The organism is Acaryochloris sp. IP29b_bin.148, from assembly GCF_028285565.1.
In the GTDB taxonomy this organism is placed as follows: domain Bacteria; phylum Cyanobacteriota; class Cyanobacteriia; order Thermosynechococcales; family Thermosynechococcaceae; genus Acaryochloris.
Map to the genome: position 1 here is coordinate 1 of NZ_JANQOY010000170.1, position 14,928 is coordinate 14,928.

General features: G+C 48.7%; 14 protein-coding genes and 2 pseudogenes. 9 read left to right on the forward strand and 7 right to left on the reverse strand.

All coding sequences use genetic code 11. The features are described from left to right. From Q0986_RS15500 to Q0986_RS15515, 4 genes and pseudogenes are all read left to right on the forward strand, one after another. Positions 1-1,382 (forward strand): annotated as a pseudogene (locus Q0986_RS15500) (IS4 family transposase); the annotation flags it as partial. Positions 1,383-1,613: 231 nt separating this feature from the next. Beyond that, positions 1,614-2,381 carry a hypothetical protein gene (locus Q0986_RS15505; protein WP_299412132.1) on the forward strand — a complete coding sequence of 256 codons (768 nt, stop codon included), beginning with the start codon at positions 1,614-1,616 and terminating at the stop codon, positions 2,379-2,381. A gap of 128 nt (positions 2,382-2,509) precedes the next feature. Further along, complete coding sequence (locus Q0986_RS15510; protein WP_299412136.1) at positions 2,510-2,767, forward strand: hypothetical protein; 258 nt, start codon at positions 2,510-2,512, stop codon at positions 2,765-2,767. Positions 2,768-2,876: 109 nt separating this feature from the next. Further along, positions 2,877-3,758 (forward strand): MnmC family methyltransferase, encoded by an 882-nt coding sequence (locus Q0986_RS15515; RefSeq protein WP_299412139.1) that lies wholly within the window; start codon positions 2,877-2,879, stop codon positions 3,756-3,758. Positions 3,759-3,990: 232 nt separating this feature from the next. Here Q0986_RS15515 and Q0986_RS15520 read toward each other — a convergent pair whose 3' ends face one another. Beyond that, entirely contained in the window at positions 3,991-4,416 is a 426-nt protein-coding gene (locus Q0986_RS15520; RefSeq protein WP_299412142.1) for a DUF559 domain-containing protein, read from the reverse strand. Positions 4,417-4,593: 177 nt separating this feature from the next. On the opposite strand from Q0986_RS15520, the pseudogene Q0986_RS15525 reads away from it, so the two are divergent. After that, a pseudogene (locus Q0986_RS15525) lies at positions 4,594-5,277 on the forward strand (transposase); the annotation flags it as partial. 122 nt (positions 5,278-5,399) lie between these two features. Here Q0986_RS15525 and Q0986_RS15530 read toward each other — a convergent pair. From Q0986_RS15530 to Q0986_RS15545, 4 genes are all read right to left on the reverse strand, one after another. After that, positions 5,400-6,029, reverse strand: coding sequence for a GUN4 domain-containing protein (locus tag Q0986_RS15530; RefSeq protein WP_299412148.1), 630 nt, complete (start codon positions 6,027-6,029; stop codon positions 5,400-5,402). Continuing rightward, positions 5,978-7,672, reverse strand: a complete 1,695-nt coding sequence (locus Q0986_RS15535; protein ID WP_299412153.1) for an NACHT domain-containing protein — start codon at positions 7,670-7,672, stop codon at positions 5,978-5,980. The genes Q0986_RS15530 and Q0986_RS15535 overlap by 52 nt, the downstream gene beginning before the upstream one ends. A 131-nt stretch (positions 7,673-7,803) precedes the next feature. Further along, the gene (locus Q0986_RS15540) at positions 7,804-9,045 is read right to left on the reverse strand and encodes a hypothetical protein (protein WP_299412156.1); all 1,242 of its coding nucleotides are present in this window, start codon (positions 9,043-9,045) and stop codon (positions 7,804-7,806) included. After that, positions 9,023-9,715 (reverse strand): rhomboid family intramembrane serine protease, encoded by a 693-nt coding sequence (locus tag Q0986_RS15545; RefSeq protein ID WP_299412159.1) that lies wholly within the window; start codon positions 9,713-9,715, stop codon positions 9,023-9,025. The genes Q0986_RS15540 and Q0986_RS15545 overlap by 23 nt, the downstream gene beginning before the upstream one ends. Before the next feature lie 108 nt (positions 9,716-9,823). On the opposite strand from Q0986_RS15545, the gene Q0986_RS15550 reads away from it, so the two are divergent. Both Q0986_RS15550 and Q0986_RS15555 read left to right on the forward strand, forming a co-directional pair. After that, positions 9,824-11,686 carry a DUF3685 domain-containing protein gene (locus Q0986_RS15550; RefSeq protein WP_299412162.1) on the forward strand — a complete coding sequence of 621 codons (1,863 nt, stop codon included), beginning with the start codon at positions 9,824-9,826 and terminating at the stop codon, positions 11,684-11,686. 125 nt (positions 11,687-11,811) lie between these two features. Next, a complete protein-coding gene (locus Q0986_RS15555; protein WP_299412201.1) occupies positions 11,812-12,570 on the forward strand; it encodes a pentapeptide repeat-containing protein in 759 nt (252 codons plus the stop codon). Here Q0986_RS15555 and Q0986_RS15560 read toward each other — a convergent pair. Then, complete coding sequence (locus Q0986_RS15560) at positions 12,567-13,016, reverse strand: NADAR family protein (protein ID WP_299412165.1); 450 nt, start codon at positions 13,014-13,016, stop codon at positions 12,567-12,569. The genes Q0986_RS15555 and Q0986_RS15560 overlap by 4 nt on opposite strands. A gap of 164 nt (positions 13,017-13,180) precedes the next feature. Here Q0986_RS15560 and Q0986_RS15565 point away from each other — a divergent pair, with 164 nt between their 5' ends. After that, positions 13,181-13,510: a YbjQ family protein gene (locus Q0986_RS15565; protein WP_299412168.1), complete on the forward strand. Its 330-nt coding sequence runs from the start codon at positions 13,181-13,183 to the stop codon at positions 13,508-13,510. 68 nt (positions 13,511-13,578) lie between these two features. After that, the gene (locus Q0986_RS15570) at positions 13,579-14,376 is read left to right on the forward strand and encodes a pentapeptide repeat-containing protein (RefSeq protein WP_299412171.1); all 798 of its coding nucleotides are present in this window, start codon (positions 13,579-13,581) and stop codon (positions 14,374-14,376) included. Between the two features lie 101 nt (positions 14,377-14,477). Here Q0986_RS15570 and Q0986_RS15575 read toward each other — a convergent pair whose 3' ends face one another. Beyond that, positions 14,478-14,810 carry a hypothetical protein gene (locus Q0986_RS15575; protein WP_299412174.1) on the reverse strand — a complete coding sequence of 111 codons (333 nt, stop codon included), beginning with the start codon at positions 14,808-14,810 and terminating at the stop codon, positions 14,478-14,480. Positions 14,811-14,928: the final 118 nt, after the last annotated feature.

A 14,928-nucleotide genomic window follows, 5' to 3' on the forward strand; every position in this document is an offset into this window, starting at 1 on the left:
ATTCTGTCTTTCACTATGTCTGAGTCAGCCGAAATTCTCAAGCAGCAATTTTCCCAAAGCCTGGGTTTACCGTGGACAGATATCCTGCCAGCCTCAAGGTTAGATGAACTTCTTAGAGAAGAAGCATTCTCTTATCGCAACCGGGTATATAGCCCCATCGTTACGCTGTGGGCCATGCTTTACCAAGTGCTATCTGCCGATAAAAGCCTTCGTAACACGGTCAATGCATCACCACTTGGCTCACAGCGGCTGGCATCCAACCGCCCTCATCTGATACCGGAGCCTACAGCAAAGCCAGAAGCCGCTTTCCAGAGCTACTGTTGCAACGCTTAATTCCCGAGACCGCTGAGTGCTTGGCGCAAACCCTCTCCCTAGAACACCTTTGGTGTGGTCGGCCCGTCAAGGTCTACGACGGAACCACCGTATTGATGGCCGATAGTGCGGCTAACCAAAAGTCATACCCACAGCATGGAAATCAAGCAGCAGGCTGTGGGTTTCCCATTGCCCGATTGGTAGTGTTCTTCTGTCTGGTCACTGGGGCAGTGGTTTCAGCCTGTATTGCCTCCTGGGGCACTAGTGAAATTGTTATGAGTCGTTTGCTCTACCAAGACCTGGAAGTCGGTGATGTAGTCATGGCGGACCAAGCCTATGGCAGCTATGTTGATCTAGCCATCATTCAGCAACAAGGGGCTGATGGAGTGTTGCGTAAGCATTATGCCCGCAAGACTGATTTCCGCAAAGGTAACAAGAATGGCATTGGCGATCATCAGGTGACATGGCACAAGCCAGCCCAACGACCTGAGCACATGAGTGAGCAAGAGTTTGCCATAATTCCTCAAACATTGATCGTTAGAGAGGTGTGTTTGCGCTTATCCCTTAAGGGCTTTCGCGACCAGCGCATTATTGTGGTGACGACGCTGCTCGATGCTCAACACTACAGCGCTCGGCAACTGACTCGTTTATATGGCTGGCGTTGGCCAGTGGCAGAAGTCAATCTGCGCCATCTCAAAACCACCTTAAAAATGGAGAGGCTCAGTGCCAAAACCCCAGACATGGTGCGCAAGGACATTTGGGCACATTTGTTGGGCTATAACCTCCTCAGAAGCTTGATGGAACATGCTGCACCGCTAGCTGATGATGCCAGAAGCCAACTGTCTGTGCAAGGGGCACGACAACACTTCAATCAGATGCTTGCTCTGTTGGCCACAGCCAACCGTGCGACCAGAAGGCGGCTGTATACTCATCTACTTGAGACCATGGCCACCGATCTATTGCCCTCTCGACCGAATCGGCACGAACCGAGAGTCGTCAAACGCCGACCCAAGCCTTTTCCACGAATGCGACAACCGCGCTCTGTTCTCAAAGCTAAGCTAGCTGCTTGATTGAGCTTAAGTCAGTGCCATTGAACCAAGACTTATCCCTGTACAGGCAGCCAGAGAATTGATCACAAACGCCACCACCCAACCCTAGACAAGGGCAATTCCCAGTGGGCCTATCGTTGGGAGTATGGCGGTGTTTATAAGACTGAACATTTCCACTGTACGGGTGGAGCAGCGGGAAAGGATGGCCAGGATGGTCAAGCAGGGCGAGAAGGGCGATACGGCCAGGTGGTGATGGTTCCGCGTCAGGATATTCCCCAAGAAAAGGTGCAGTACTATGCCCCGCTGGAGCAATTAATGGGTCAGCAGGTGGACTTGGTGAAAAATATTTGGACTGAGAAGAGTGGATTGCGATCGCAACTCCATCCCAAATCCAAGGTCTCGGATACCTATACCTATCTGGATTCCACCGCCCGTCTCAACTACCGTATCGATTGGAATGCACCTAATTCACCTACTGAATTAGAGGTCAGCGATACCAAAATAGGTGCAACCATTCAGGTGCAAAATAACCAAGGTCAACTGGATTTTGAGCTGCCGGGAACTCTGGAATATCAGTTGAAGCAACAGGACCCACTGACGGTAATGACTATTACAGGCGGGTTTTCACCCAATCGAGTTCAGTCTTTTCGCATTGATGAAGGGGCGAGCCAACATCGGGTGGGGCAGTTGGTATTGGTAGATGATGGGGATGTGCGATCGCTGCTTCAAAACACCAAACTGAAAGTCACATGCCTGAGTAAACAATCTGCCAGTGGCTTGAAAACAGATACTTATCAAGTCCGCCATAGCATTGAGCTACGGGTGCCTCCGATGGGCCGATCCAGTGATGGTGTCAGTGTGGAGAAGAATGTCTATACCTTGAATGTGCAACCCTTTTTCAGTGCGTGGTTAAAACCAGGCTATGACATTCAATACCAAGTAGAGATTGAGCAAACGACCAAAAACAATGCGGTCTATACCCAAACCCAAATGGCTAATTTGTCCGTTCCTCTGTCATAAGCTTGAGAGAGTCACAGACTTCTACAAGTCTTGATGGTATGGTTCTTGGGCATTGTTCTGTGCAAGTGGAATAAAAAGTACAAAGTCTCTGATTCGCTACAATCTTGTTATCGCTGATGGCTGCTCCTATGGATATCTCACAGATCAAAGCCTGCTTAAAGTACGTTACCGATGCCAATGGGGATAAAACAGAAGTCATTGTTCCAGTTGAAGTGTGGAATACAGTGATATCTCATTTGCCTGACGTTGAATCTGGCTTACATCCAATCGATGAATTGGAAGACAATCACAAAATTTTGTCCGATCTCCAGGACTCATTGAGGCAGGTGGCTGACGGCGAAAGTTCTCCCATTGCAGAGTTATGGACTGGGATGGTCAAAGATTAGCCTTGATGAGATCAAGACGGCGATCAGCGATCTTTAAACCTTGTGATGCCAGTATCTATCCAGCCAGTAAAAGTAAAGATGGGGAAGTATATCGAAATCTCTAGCGGCTATGGATAGTGCAGATCAGCTGACTCCCCAGCTTACTGGAGATGGTTCTTTTACTTTCTATTCCCAAGCGTTTGGAGAAGCCTTTCACAGCCACTATGGCGCGCATCAGGAAGCCATAGGGAAGTTTGTCTATTCCACCTTGTTACCGGAAAAAGCGAAGCAGGGATCGGTCAAGATCCTCGATGTTTGCTATGGGTTGGGGTATAACACCGCTGCGGCTTTGGAGACGATATGGCAGATTAATCCTGACTGTCAGGTGCAGGTATATGCCTTGGAACTGAATCCTGTGGTACCGAGAGCTGCGATGGCAAACGCCATATTACAAACTGAGTCACTTCGAGTTCAGACCTGTTTAAACACCTTGGCCCGAGATCTAGAGATTCAGTCTCCTGGCTGTCGGGCAAAATTACTGGTGGGGGATGCGCGTCAAACGCTACAGACGGTTCACCAACATCAGTTTCTGGCGGATGCGATTTTTCTTGATCCCTTTTCTCCACCGAAGTGTCCGCAGCTGTGGACCGTAGAGTTTTTTCAGGTGTTACGTCAATGTCTCCATTCCCAAGGGTGCTTAGCCACTTACTCTTGTGCAGCGGCGGTGCGGACGGGATTGATGGAGGCTGGGTTAGACATTGGTGCGAGTCCTCCGGTGGGTCGTCGCTCGACGGGAACGGTGGCGGGGTATGCGTTAACAGGGTGTTTGGCACTATCCCCACAAGAGCGGGAGCATTTGCAAACGGTGGCGGCAATTCCCTATCGGGATCTGACGTTAGCCGATACTGCTGCTGCGATTGTGGCGCGGCGACAACAGGAACAAAAATGCTCTACTCTAGAACCCACAAAAATCTGGAAGAAACGTTGGTTGGCTAAAAATGCTGCTCTCTAACCGTTATGCTTTCAATGACGTTACTTAGCGTGGAGAGTTTTTTATGCCGCGTCACCCGCGATAGCTGAAATCTAGCTATTGCTATCACACCACCTGCTGTAATAATTCTGACTGTCGGTTAGCGTGAGAAGAATGCCTTGAAGTTCTCAGTACAGGACAAAAATTGAAGCCGTCACCCTTTGTCGCCATTATGGACTTGAGAGATTGTTGTGAAAGCCCAGTTAATTCTGCATTAGCCCCCTAAATCCCCCAGAATGGGGGACTTTGACTGTCTTTCAATGCTTTGCTCACTCGCATGTCGGATTTGCTGAAGTACATGATCTAGGTGTTGCATAACGTCTGGGTTGCGGAATCGGATCACTCGGTAACCAAGCTGGTTAAGTTGCTCGGTACGAGCTTCGTCGTACTCCACCTGCTGATCATGGATATCGCCGTCTAGTTCAATCACTAATCGGCATTGGGGACAGTAAAAATCGACAATGAACGAACCGATGGGATGTTGACAGCGGAATTTCAGGCCGTTGAGTTGACGTTTTTGCAGTGCTTTCCACAACTTTTTTTCCGCTGGGGTCAGATTGAGTCTCAGTCGTCGTGCGGCGGCAATGACTGCTGGGGTTGTGCCGCGAATGCGGTGGTGTTGCGTTCTCTTCTCTCGCATCTTGTTACTCCTAACCTTGTCTGATATCTAGGATAATCAAAAATCTCAAAGTCCCCCAGAATGGGGGATTTAGGGGGCTAATGCAGCATAATTGAGACTGTTGACTAGAAAAACAGCATAAGCATCGGATTTAGTTTTGAGGAGTCGTGCTCTCCTTAAAACCCCACTTCTGGCTAGCTTACAAGAGTTTTGTCCTGCACTAAACGTGAAGTTTTGCTCTATGCCATCCATAAATGTCAGGTCAAGTATGACTTTAAGCTTTATGCCCTCTGCATTATGAGCAATCATGTGCATTACCTGCTGGAACCTGCTCAGCCCCAGGACTTGCCCAAAATTATGCACTGGCTAAACTGGTATACGGCTATGTGCTTTAACCGGATGTTGAATCGCAGTGGGCACTTCTGGGAGAAGCGCTATCACAGCACGGGGTTTCCGAATACGGATAAGCGGCGGGCTTTGAATACGCTGCGCTATATCCATGCCAACCCGAAAGCAGCGAAGATGCAGCAGGGCTTTTTTTATGACTACAGCAACTATGGCAGTTATGAACGGTTGACGAACGATGGTATTAGCCAATGGCATCCGGCATTTCTGGCTTTGGGAGCAACGATAGAAATTTGTGCTAAGGCGTATCGGCGTTGTTGCTAACGGTATAAACCTAAGCCCAAAACACCTCAACGCAATTATTGGGGCACCAACCTCTTGGCGAAGTTGAGGTTAAGGCGGAAAGTCCATAAACCGTCCCCTGGACAAACTCGGTTGCCTTGAGACGACTGGGATTTAGTGGACCCAGAGATCCAGGTAGTGACAATGAAGTTTGTTTTAGCGAACTGCTTAAACCTGGAGGTGGTGAGAACCTGATATGAGCCAGATTTTCTACTGCTATAGATAAAAAGATAAGGTCTGCTAGGTGCCAGGTAAGAAATCGCTGAAAGGAAAGGTTGTATGTTCACATCAACATAAAAACGAAATTTAAAAAATGCTCAGGACTGTCTCGTGCTACAGTCTACGAGTCTTTGCGTGAGAGAAGAAATGTTCAACAAAACCCACTCGAACCCACTATCCCCCCACAAACTAGGTAATTCTCCTACAGGAGAGTTTTCGAGATTGTACTGAGGAGACTGTACATTGCCATTTCTTACCCAGCCGATGAGATCGCAGAACTTATCCACAAACCCATCATGGTCGGTAGGGCTTCCGCATTCTTCCCAAATCTGCTTTTGAACACTAAAGCCCCACTTGCCATCGCTGTACTTAACCCACAGATGATCAAGCATTTGCAGATCTTTGCAGGGAAAAATTTTGAAGTCATTTACATTCAACCATTGCCCATCTTCTTTTCCTACGGTGGTAATCATCAACCGATAAGTCTCCTGGTCAGCTTTACGCCATTGTTGGGTTTGTAGAAGTTGTTCTAAAGTGGCGTAACGCGAAGTTTTGACTTGAGGAGTTAGTTGCTCAAACGCGGCAAGTTCATCTGCGGTTAGATCCAGCCTTTTAGTGGTGTCTTGCTGGATGATATAGGCCAAATCAATGGCCTCTTGACGCAAGGCTTCCAGAATCAACTGAGTTGGATTGACCTGAGAGGCATAGAGCAAAATCGCTGCTTCCACCAATCATTCTGGAGATGCTCATAAAGCAATGCTTCTTGCTTATCATCAGCAATTTGAGTGGCAGCCAAATACTCTTGCAAACTGAGATGAGCGAATTCAAATTCACCTGGTTCCCGCTCCACTAGCACTTCACTAATCTGTACCACTTGAGTTAAGAAATCCTGGGGTTGAACTTTTTCTCGTTGCTGCACTAAATAAGTACTAAGGCGATCCAATAGGGCAGTGCAATCCAAACGCTCTTCATGGGCTTCCATCATCGATAAAGCTAACCGTTGCAATATAAGCTGGGCTTCGCAATTGATTAAACAAGTCTCTAGCTGCCGCGCTCCTGGTCGGTCTCGAAGCTGTAAGGTACAAATTTCTCGGTAGAGTTCGACTCTACGTTTGGGTAACTTTACACCTGGGAATCGCCGATGAAACGTCACAATCATATTCAGCAACAAAGGATTTTTGGCTAAATCCTTCAGCTCTTGCCGCGCTTCAATTTGGGTCAGCAGCTCCTCGGCAGCAGCTTGCGCATCATGCTCAACATCAGGGGTTGTATCCCCGCCTCTGGCATAGCGTTCTTGGCACAAATACCAATGTTCAACAAAATCGCGACGCTGGGCTTCATTAAAGTCCTGCACCCAAAGACGGGTCGAGAGTTCCAGGCGATCAGCGGGTTCCTGCTCGGTATAAGCTTTAGGACGTGAGGTGACAATAAATACTGATTGACTGTAATGGCGCACCTGGTTATTAATCCACCGGGCCACTGCCGAGCGTTGCCCAGAGGCTACCTCATCAAAACCATCTAGCATCACCACTGCTTCGCCTTGATTGAGTTTCTGTTGGACCCAATCGTCCGGTAAATTAGCGAGCTTGTCAGAGTCTGGCAAATCTGGAATATGGTGATTTTTGATCAACTCAGGTAAAGTCGGCGGTTGCTCCTGAGCCAGTCGGTCCCGATGTTTTCGCAACACCAGTAAAAAAGGCACTCGTCTCGGTACGCCATACTTGCCTTGTTGATTCATGCCATAGGTATGGGCAATATGTTTCAGCAACGTCGTTTTGCCATAGCCGCCCCAGGCCAACACCACAATTTGTCGGAAGGTCACTTCTCGCTTGGTTTTACCCAGTAAATCCCAAATTTTGCGTCCACGCTCCTGATCATAAGGAGACTTTTTTAGAAACTGATCGGTAAACTGACGCCAACCTGACGGTAAGGAGTTAGCGTCCAGTTCCAAAGGGACGTAAATTTCCTCCAGGAGGGGCATGAAAATGCCATCATGTTGAATCACCCCTTCAGATTTCTGACGACGGCAAGCCCAAGCCTGACATCGAAAATATTGTTCTTCTACGCCACTGACTTTAGCAAGGCCATGATCAAGCGCTTTATTGGCCGATTCTCCCGCCTTTGCTAGGCGGTCTTGCGTTCCTTTGTGAATCGGCTTCAGAAAACTGGCTCCTAAGGAAATCCCTAATCCGATGACTCCTGATGCAATGGCTTTGGGAATATCACTCTCCTTAAACAGCGACCAAAATGCACCTGCACCTCCTGCTGTTACTCCACCCGTCATTACTAACTTGATCAGTAAATCCGCAATCTGGTCACTGAGGGCAATCTTGGGCTGAGAGTTTGGATCAGGTTTGTCGGTCTTGGTCATGGCTCTGTAGGCATGGCACCACCCTAATTGTGTTCCAGCTATTTCCCTAACAGAGAAAACCCATGTTTTTTGTTAATAACCAGTATCAGCCTACTAATTTTGGCCAATTTAGCCCAATTGCAATTTCTAACTCAATCGTATTGAACAACCAATTCCAACCCCTTCGCTTCTCTAAGACGAAAGGCATTCAGCACAACCGGATCCTTTAACTCTAGGGCTGAGGTCGGATTATAGTCTTCAAAATAGGCCGCGGCAGAGGCCTCCCCATCTAAAAACTGAACCACCGCATCTTGACCGAACTTTTGTTTAGCGACAGCCAAGCCATCTTTCATCAGTAAAGACGGGGTAATCATCGACCCTAGATAAGCTTTTGTTTGATCATTAAAAACCCGCATGACCCGTGCCACTGACTGTGTTTCATGCAGCAAAAATGGCCCGCCTCGGTTATATTCTCCTCGCTCTACCACCGCTTCAATATCAGCCGTTTTGCGGATCACCGCATGGGTATCGATAGTGACAATGGCTACATCAGGTTGGGCTTCTAGTTGTTCTAGGCGTTTGCTAATTTGGGTCTTGATATTATTCAGCTGTTCATTCTGGGTTTTGCCTTCTCCTGCCAGATCACTAAAATCCAGATAGGCCGATCGGCCATCGCTATAGGTAATCATGCCGGACAACAAAATATTGGGGGCAGACTGTCCAGGTACCTTAGATGACTGATAGACAGGCAGCGTCGTTTTACCCGCATTCTGCGGCAGCCGATTGGGATTAAAGTACAGATAGCTAAGCGGCTTGGATGCTTGCGGAGTAAAGGTAGTGCCAAACAGGCCGAGGACTTTGCCACCCGTTTTCTCAATCGCTGATTTGGCCGCCTCGTAAGTTTGGTTGGGCAATAGCGGAATCACCAGCGTACCGGGTTTACGCTCAAATATAAGGGCTGGACCTTGGCCATACCAGTTGAGCGGCGTCTCCGCTAGGACCGATTTGCCGTCGCGATTGACGCGGTTAGCGGTGGAAGAGAGCAGATATTCCCGACCGTTGTTATCCAAGACCAGATAAGGCTCATTACCGCGATACTGGAGGGGAGTGACATCAACGGTTTTAATATCTTTTTGCCCATTTTGATCGTAGTCGTCAAAGGAAAGCTGAAAGACTTTACTGATGGGCGTTGCCGGTTGAGAGGCTAAGGACTGATAGTCGATGGGCATGGCTTCTAGCCGAAACGCGTCTGGTTCAGAGACTTTCGTTCGCAAAAGGGTGCAATTGACCAGCAGCGTTGAGCAACCGATCAGCCCGATCAGTTTGACGGATTGAGCAATATTCACCATAGATGCCATGTAAAAAATAATGTTAACGGCGGGACCGATCGTCATCAAAAAGCCCCATCAAAGGACCCAGCAGCACCCCAAATACAAAGCCTCCGGCATGAGCCCAGTAGGCGACACCCCCCATATTCATTGGTGCATTGAGACTGGCGACACTGTTAAAGGCCTGTTGAGCAAACCAGAACCCCAAAAAGAACACGGCGGGCAGATTGATCGTCCACCAGAAAAATCCTAAGGGGACCAAGGTCAGCACTTCGGCTTTGGGGAAGCGGATAATATAGGCTCCCATAACACCTGCGATCGCACCACTGGCACCTAAGGAAGGAATGTCGGAGTTGACATTAAAAAACCATTGGCTGAGGGCCGCTAGCGCGCCACAGCTGAGGTAAAACACCAAGTACTTGACATGGCCTAGCTTGTCTTCAATATTATTCCCAAAAACCCAGAGAAACAGCATATTCCCGGCGATATGCAAGAGGCCGCCATGCAGAAACTGAGAGGTAAACAGAGTAATCCAGGCCGGATGGGGTAACGCCGTCGGTTCACCGCGAAAGCTCGCCGTTAAGTCTTGGGGCACCACTGCCCACAGCCGAAAAAAAGCATCTAGGTTTGGACCTAGACTGATTTCATGCAAAAAAACAACAATATTTAGGGCAATGATGACATAGGTAACAAAGGGGGTAATCCGAGTGGGGTTATTATCGCGTAGGGGTACCACAGGTCTTTTTTGATCGATTCCACTAAAAGTGCACTATCCTCTACATGAGGCCAAGCTGTCGCTCTCCTTTACAAGACAACGGGGTTTGACAGGGACAACCGACGGTCAGTGAGTTCAGACGTATCAGCTCGAACCATTAGCAAGGGCATGACAGAGCAGGCAACACAGGCACAACCCCTTCAGTTCATGTTAGCGGATACCGATCCGATCTTTCGTGCAGGGCTAAAAGCGTGCCTAGAGGCCATACCCGATATTCAGGTGGTGGCGGAAGCCGATAATCCAGCCCAAGTCTTACAGCTGTTTGCTGCTCAGCCAGACGCCAGCTTTGATCCGCAGTCACTGGATTTGCTGATTGTCGATGTCAGTCGTGTGGCGGATACGGAGGCCAATACTCTGCTCTGTCAGCAGCTGAAGGGGCGCTATCCCACGCTGGCCCTGTTTGTATTGTCGGCAACCGTTGATCCAGACCAGCTGACTAAACTCTGGCAAGTGGGAGTGGAAGGCTTTTGTCCCAAAGGAAGTGTGGACACCGCCACCTTGGTCCAACAGTTCCAGCGGGCCAGTCAAGGACAGCGGGTCTGGGATGCCGCCTACAAGGCCCAGCTCCAGACCACGCAATCGATCGCAACCCCAGTCACGACTCAAGAGGTGACAGCCTTTACGCTGTTGCGGCAAGTCTTTATGCAAACGGGGTTAAAGCAAATTGAACAAACCCTGGAGCGTCTGCAGGCCCAGCAACAAGGCGTTGCCTTAACCCAATGGCAACGGGCCGTCAATGATGGCCGCAAGCGAGAATTACAAACGGTGCAGTGGTTGGTTGCCCGGTATTTGGAGCGCCAAAGTGACTCGCCTGAGGCAGCCCCGCCCGCTGAGGTGGAAGAGCCTGCCTTTTCCTGGGCCAATGTGGATCCTTGGGACACCGATGAGGTCGCCGTACCCTCTCGAATTACCGAAATTAGTGAGGATAGTGCGCTAGCCGCTCAGCCAGACATCACCCCTGTACTGATGGATGCCTTGCTGGCCAAACTGCCTACCAGTCTGGCCAATCGCACCCCCGATCCCTTAGAGATTGATATTCTCAAGGCCCAGAAGCGTCAGGAGTTATTTCTGATTGTTTTAAAGCGCTTTGAAGCTGTGGTGGAAGAGCTGCGCTTTTCCCAAGTGACGCGATCGCAACTGGCCGCTAAACGTGCCACACTCCTGCAAGATCTATGGCTAGCGTCAACCGCCGACTTTTTTGGCAAGTATTTGACCCTACCGCTTTCCGCTAGTGGGCAAGGGTTAGAAGAGATCGAAATGGTCAGTGTGCTTCAACAGGATCAGGCCATTGTCGAAGCGGAAATTCTCCACAAAATTCCCCTGGTGACGGAACTGCTAGAACATCTCTTGTTCCAAGCCCCTTTGCGGGTGGATAACACCCTGTCGGCGGTGGGATCACCCGAAGCGACGTTGCAGGCAGAGGCCCTCCTCAGCAATTTAGTGGTGAGTGTGGCCAATGCGGTGATTCAGCCCTTGCTCAATCGATTTGCCACCCATGAAGTAGTGAAACAAAGCTTCTACGACCGGACTCTGATCTCCACCCGCGATATCGAGCGGTTCCGCAATGCCCTCTCCAATCACTACCGAATTCGGCGATTATTTAAGGAGCCTAAAAATATCTTTGAAAGTCAATTTGGGTTGATTGTTTTTAGTGAAGCGGGACTGCAAAAAATTGCGGTTTATGCCTCGCGCGATCAGGAATTAAAAACGTTGCAAGGGATTCGGTTTTTTGTCACCTTGGCTTTGGAAGCAAGGGATGCGATCGCACCGCCGCTACAGACCACTTTTACTTTTTTAGGTCGGGGTGTTGTTTATATTCTTACGCAAGTTATTGGTCGTGGTTTAGGGCTGATAGGTCGCGGCATTTTGCAAGGGGTAGGCGGTACTTGGCAAGATATTTTTGTGAGTCGCAAAAGCCACCAGGAAAAATAAAAACAAGTCCGTAGATTCACGATTGACGAGCCTGTTTATAGATGCGGTATCGGTATATTCACCCTTCTCATTTTCAGAGTCGAGTGGCTAGGATCAAGCTCCAGGATGTGAACCAATTGACTACTATGCAAAAAGCTGAGCTTCTAGAACGCTATGATGCTGGAGAACGAAACTTTAGCGAAATTGATCTAAGTCATATTGATTTAAGTGGGCAAAATTTGTCTGGCGCAACGTTCACCAAATCCAAATTAAAATATACCAATCTAGAAGGCGCTTACTTATTTGGCGTTAATTTTCGGCATAGCTATATTGTCGATACGAATTTAGCTCATGCTCAGCTTTGTGGTGCTAATCTTTGGGGCGTTAATTTCCAGGGAAGTGTCTTGGCCGCAGCTAACTTAAGCGATGCTTACTTGCGAGGAACCTATCTGCTCAAGGCTGATCTGAGTAAAGTCAATTTGCAGCGGGCGAATTTACAACGATCCTATCTGTGGGGAGCCAACCTCAATCACTCGGATTTACGAGATGCTAACTTGACTGGCGTCAATTTAGATTCTGCAACGTTGATGTTAGCAGAGTTGAGTGAAGCGAATTGTCAAGATAGTTCGATGAAAGGAGCCAATTTAAGTGGCGCTTGTTTGATTGGTGCATCCTTGGATCGAGCCAATTTGAGTCATGCCAATCTCAGTTTGGCAGAGTTGAGTGAAGCCAGTTTGAAATATGCCCTCCTTACGGATGCAATTCTGGATCAAGCCAATTTGAGCAGTACCAATTTAACCCATGCTCATGTGACCTTAGACAGTTTCCAAAACGTTAAATTGTCGAGAACGATTCTGCCCGACACCAGTATTGTCGATACGCCTCCAGCCATGTTGACGATTTAAAGGCTGTCTCGGATCTCTTGGCGGATCTGCATTAAGATTTTTCCCAGTTGATTATGACCGTTGCCATCTGCACCACAACCCCAGAAGGGATCCAGAGGAGAATTCTCAACAATCAGTTCATCTCCAGTGGCTAACAGTTCGGCTTGAATACTGAGATGCGTAAAGAATTTGGTGCGCACGGCTTGGTACATAATGTCCAGCTTCAGGGTTTCCCAATGGGGCTGAACGGCATACTTCGGATCTCGCCCCAAGGCGGCGGCAGCTTCTGGTGTGGAGGCCTGTCGAATTTGATGGCAGAGATCCTGATGAGGGGTGCCTTGATATTTCTGAGCCTGATAATAATGTTCTGAAGTGGGCCAGAGCTGTCCTTGCAAATGAATACTATGAAGGGAAAAATTGGAAAAACATCCGTAAGGATCCTGAACTTTGTAAAAAAATATGGTCATCCTCAACTAACTTGCCCGACATCTAACTCCATGATGACAGCAAACCTGATTCTCCTGGCGTGATTTCTGGAAAATGCATTGGGATGGTTCTCCTGAGGTAGGGTTCAGCAGAGACGGGAAAGCACTATGCTAAAAGAATCATAGTTGTTACTCCCAAAGCGATCATGCTCACTACGACGACGGACGTCATTCAAGATGCGGTAGTAGATAGTTATCTCGGCGTTGTTACGGCTGAAGTGGTCTATGGCAGTAATGCGCTCCGAGATTTTTTTGCTGGGATTCGCGATATTATCGGCGGCCGCACCGGCAGTTATGAACGGGTTTTTGAGCGAGGACAACAAGACGCCATTTCCGAATTAGAGAAACGGGCAGAACGGCTAGGGGCTAATGCTGTGATCGGCATTCGGGTTAGTACAGATTCGATCAATATTGATGAAACGGGCGTCCTGTTGCTGATTACAGCCACCGGGACAGCCGTAAAATTGGCCCGTTAGGCTTCAAAGCGTTGAACTGAATCTGCTACAGTACGACTTGGAGCTGACGCGACGGAAGAAAAAAACGCATGAGATTTGGTGTTGTTGCGATCGCACTAGCCTTTGGTGTGGTATTAGGTGACTCGGCTTTAGCCGCAGACCCTAAACATGTAGCCCAGTTAAAGCAGGTCAATGCCTGTGAAGGCTGCGATTTATCGGGTGCCGACCTAAGTGGATTAATTCTGATCCATGCCAATCTGCGTAATGCTAATCTCCAAGGCGCGAACCTTCGCAATACCTCTTTGCTCTTGAGCAATTTGGAAAATGCCAACTTAGAGAATGCTGATCTGACTGCTGCCTACTTGTACGGCAGCAATTTAGAAAATTCGAAGCTGACGAGCACTAACTTTACCCAAGCGATTCTGCGCAGTGCTAAATTGCAGGGCGCCGATGTTTGCTCAGCTAATTTAGCCGGAGCAGATTTGACGAATGCAGATGCCAATCTAGAAGACTGCCCGACTGCCGAAACGCCCGGCAGCTCCAGCGAATCGGCACCTGCAGATCAGCCTTCCGAGGAATCAGGCGATCAGCTTGCACCAGCAGAAGAAATTCAACCTGTCCCTGAGGACCCTGTAGATCAGCCCTCAGAGGGTTCATCTGAGGAGTCCACTGACACTCCTAATGAGGAGGATCAGCCTGCACCAGAATCCGCAGAAGAGGCACCCGGCACTTCTGACGAAGGTGAGCAGCCTGCAGAAGAATCCTCTGAAGAGGCCGCTGACGAAGGCGAGCAACCTGTAGAAGCCTCTCCTCAGCCATCTGAAGAAGAATCCCCTGATGAATCCTTAATCAAAGACACGCTACCCGATAATCCACCCTCAAATTAGAGATTAGGTTTAGGTTGGAAGATGCCAGCCCAGCGAGGCTTACGTTGGTATAAGCATCAGCTGAGCTAACCATCAGGCTGATCAACCGCATGGGCTGAAGATTAACGTTGTTGAAGTGCCGCTATATCCTTGGTATTGCGGGTGTCTTGCTCAGCAGCAATGGGTTGAACTGCGCGAGATTCAGGGGCGGAGGCTTTAAAGGTAAATCCCAAACGAGAGTCTTTTACAGGGTTATCAGGAGAACTTTTAGGGGCAGACGTTGCTGACAAATGGCGACACCCTGCTGGGACTATTTTGACAATGGATGCAGCGCCATTGGGGCCGCAGGTGACGAGTGTGCCTGCGTGAGCGGGAGCCACCTGTAACAATGCTGAAGTACTGACAACAGAGCCGAACAATAAAGCCGTTGGTAGCAAACCTTTGGTATTCATCATACTCACCTATTAATGGCTATTGAATGTTGATGTGCATTGATTATGCGTGAGGTGGCTGAGATCGGGATGAAAAGTGTATTAGATTATACTGAATTATTTTCTTGCCCAAGCATATTGA

Bases quoted from the DNA above. Each gene is read 5' to 3' on its own strand.
- Q0986_RS15505 (WP_299412132.1), top strand. From the start codon at position 1,614: ATGGTTCCGCGTCAGGATATTCCCCAAGAAAAGGTGCAGTACTATGCC.
- Q0986_RS15510 (WP_299412136.1), top strand. From the start codon at position 2,510: ATGGATATCTCACAGATCAAAGCCTGCTTAAAGTACGTTACCGATGCC.
- Q0986_RS15515 (WP_299412139.1), top strand. From the start codon at position 2,877: ATGGATAGTGCAGATCAGCTGACTCCCCAGCTTACTGGAGATGGTTCT.
- Q0986_RS15520 (WP_299412142.1), bottom strand. From the start codon at position 4,416: ATGCGAGAGAAGAGAACGCAACACCACCGCATTCGCGGCACAACCCCA.
- Q0986_RS15535 (WP_299412153.1), bottom strand. From the start codon at position 7,672: ATGACCAAGACCGACAAACCTGATCCAAACTCTCAGCCCAAGATTGCC.
- Q0986_RS15540 (WP_299412156.1), bottom strand. From the start codon at position 9,045: ATGACGATCGGTCCCGCCGTTAACATTATTTTTTACATGGCATCTATG.
- Q0986_RS15555 (WP_299412201.1), top strand. From the start codon at position 11,812: ATGCAAAAAGCTGAGCTTCTAGAACGCTATGATGCTGGAGAACGAAAC.
- Q0986_RS15560 (WP_299412165.1), bottom strand. From the start codon at position 13,016: ATGACCATATTTTTTTACAAAGTTCAGGATCCTTACGGATGTTTTTCC.
- Q0986_RS15565 (WP_299412168.1), top strand. From the start codon at position 13,181: ATGCTCACTACGACGACGGACGTCATTCAAGATGCGGTAGTAGATAGT.
- Q0986_RS15570 (WP_299412171.1), top strand. From the start codon at position 13,579: ATGAGATTTGGTGTTGTTGCGATCGCACTAGCCTTTGGTGTGGTATTA.
- Q0986_RS15575 (WP_299412174.1), bottom strand. From the start codon at position 14,810: ATGATGAATACCAAAGGTTTGCTACCAACGGCTTTATTGTTCGGCTCT.